4 protein-coding genes are annotated in these 1,984 nt (G+C 60.5%); 2 read left to right on the forward strand and 2 right to left on the reverse strand.

Translation table 11 applies throughout. The features are described from left to right. The first annotated feature begins 235 nt into the window (after positions 1-235). Positions 236-670, forward strand: coding sequence for a response regulator (locus CWO89_RS43655; protein WP_130231866.1), 435 nt, complete (start codon positions 236-238; stop codon positions 668-670). Positions 671-678: 8 nt separating this feature from the next. Further along, complete coding sequence (locus tag CWO89_RS43660; RefSeq protein ID WP_130584327.1) at positions 679-1,092, forward strand: ArsC/Spx/MgsR family protein; 414 nt, start codon at positions 679-681, stop codon at positions 1,090-1,092. A gap of 127 nt (positions 1,093-1,219) precedes the next feature. On the opposite strand, the gene CWO89_RS43665 is transcribed toward CWO89_RS43660, so the two are convergent. Together CWO89_RS43665 and CWO89_RS49340 are read right to left on the reverse strand one after the other, a co-directional pair. After that, entirely contained in the window at positions 1,220-1,627 is a 408-nt protein-coding gene (locus CWO89_RS43665; protein ID WP_028169440.1) for an MFS transporter, read from the reverse strand. Positions 1,628-1,636: 9 nt separating this feature from the next. After that, entirely contained in the window at positions 1,637-1,819 is a 183-nt protein-coding gene (locus tag CWO89_RS49340; RefSeq protein WP_028169439.1) for a hypothetical protein, read from the reverse strand. Between the last annotated feature and the right edge of the window lie 165 nt (positions 1,820-1,984).

Consider the following 1,984-nt stretch of genomic DNA (forward strand, 5'->3'; position numbering starts at 1 on the left):
TACGCTCTTTAAGCTTCTGATTTCGCGCTGAAAAACTTGCGAGCCGACGGATGACACCAGGTGTTTTGAAGGTGACAGCAATTGTGCCGCTGTCAGAAGCCGAACAAGGATCGCAAGCATCAAACGGGCAAAAACCGGCTTGGCGCGGGCCCTTTCGATGCGTTCATGCGTGGAACGGAAATTGCTAATTGCTCTTGCAAGCCGCTTTGTCGGCGCGATTTTCAGGAGAGCGACAGTGCAGCAAGATGTCGAAACCTCGAAGGCGGAGGGCCAGCGACGGGTATTCGTGGTCGACGATGACGAGATCACCCGCGTGACTTTGCAACTTATGCTGCATGACGAGATCGAGACGCACGAGCTTGCAACGCCGGAAGAGGCTTTTGTCAGGGGCATCGATTGGTTGAAGCCGGATGTGGTGCTACTCGGCGCCTCCTTTTTGGGGCAAAAGGGGCCGCCGTTGATCGGCCAATTGGCGGCCCATTTTCCCGAGGTGCGGATCCTGATCGTCTGCGACAAATCCGACGAGCCCACCGCGGTCGAAGGCATCAAGGCGGGCGCGCACGGCGTGCTTATCAAGCCTCTCACCTTGGAAGCCGTCCGCAAGAAGGTCGATGGTATTCTCGAACGGGGCGCCACCGCGCCCATCGTGCAGCTCAGGGTGCTGAGTTAGGCCAGGCCATGGCGACGATCATCTTCTATCAAAAACCCGACTGCGCCACCAACGCGCGCCAGATGCAGGCGCTGAAGGTCGCGGGCCACCACGTGATTGCCAAGGATATCTTGAAGGAGCCGTGGCGCGCGGAGGAACTGCGCCAGTTCTTCGGCAATACGCCGATCGGATCCTGGTTCAACCGCGCCGCGCCCCGTATCAAGTCAGGCGAAATCAATCCCGACGCGAGCGACGCGGCGAGCGCACTCGCGCTGATGCTCAGCGATCCGCTCCTGATAAGGCGCCCGCTGATCAACGCCGACGGCGCAAGATGCGCGGGATTCGATCATGAGCCCGTGCTGTCGCTGCTTGGGCGGAGCATGCAGGACGATCTCGAGCGATGCTCGAGCGAGGCAGCCGGAGGGTACTGCCGGAGCGGGTGAGCTACACTACTCGCTAGTTTAACGAGAGGCGAAGAAAGCGGAGTTTCCCCGCTCCCATGCTTCACGGGCGCGAGGAGCAGGCTCGCTGATGACGATCGGGGCTCTACACGCGCATCTATAATTTTAATTAGGGTTGATGAAAAAGCCCCGACGAGCAGCCAGCCAATGCGGTTATCGCGCCGGAGCCGGCACATTCGCGGATGGTGAATTGCGCGTGAAAGCCGGACATCGGTGGACGCTTCGCTGCACGTTCTAGTTCGACCGCATCGACATTCGCAGCGACATCGATGAATTTGAGAAAGGCGCCGAAGGCAGCTAGCACGGCCCCGAGCGCCACAGGCGTGCCGGCAACCGCGAGCCACGGCAGGATGAGCGCAATCCCGAACCAGCCGATCCGGATGATTGATTTGCTGCCGTAGCGCGCGCTCAACAGCCTGATCAGAAGCATCGAGATGACTGAGCTGATTCCCAGACAGAGCAGCAGAAAACCGAGGACTTCGTTATCGACAACCAGCCGCTCCTTCGCGAACGGCACCAGCGGCGCCTAGCCCGCAATGCCGAAACCGGCGACAAAGAATGCAAGGCGCGTCATGATCCGGCTGGCCAGACGACCGACGGACACCATCGGGAAAGCCCGGAGGAAGAGTGTGGTTTCCTGTTCGCACACGCTAATGACATCGCGGCGCAGCGAGAGCGGCTGCGATCGCAGTTGCAGCCCCTCCAACATGGTGTTTCATTCCCCTCACAACACGTTGGCGGGGCGGCCGGACGCAATGGAGGACGTGCGGAGTCCGTCCCTACAGCGCCCCCCGCCTCCGAGCGGTGATGCTGCCCCAAGTGGCGTGCCGACATTGAAAGTTGGAGGTTCTACAGTCGCTTCGTACCGGGTGTG

Source organism: Bradyrhizobium sp. Leo170 (assembly GCF_004296405.1).
Classification (GTDB): Bacteria; Pseudomonadota; Alphaproteobacteria; order Rhizobiales; family Xanthobacteraceae; genus Bradyrhizobium.

Coding starts and splice junctions, on each gene's coding strand:
- CWO89_RS43660 (WP_130584327.1), top strand. CDS start 679: ATGGCGACGATCATCTTCTATCAAAAACCCGACTGCGCCACCAACGCG.
- CWO89_RS49340 (WP_028169439.1), bottom strand. CDS start 1,819: ATGTTGGAGGGGCTGCAACTGCGATCGCAGCCGCTCTCGCTGCGCCGC.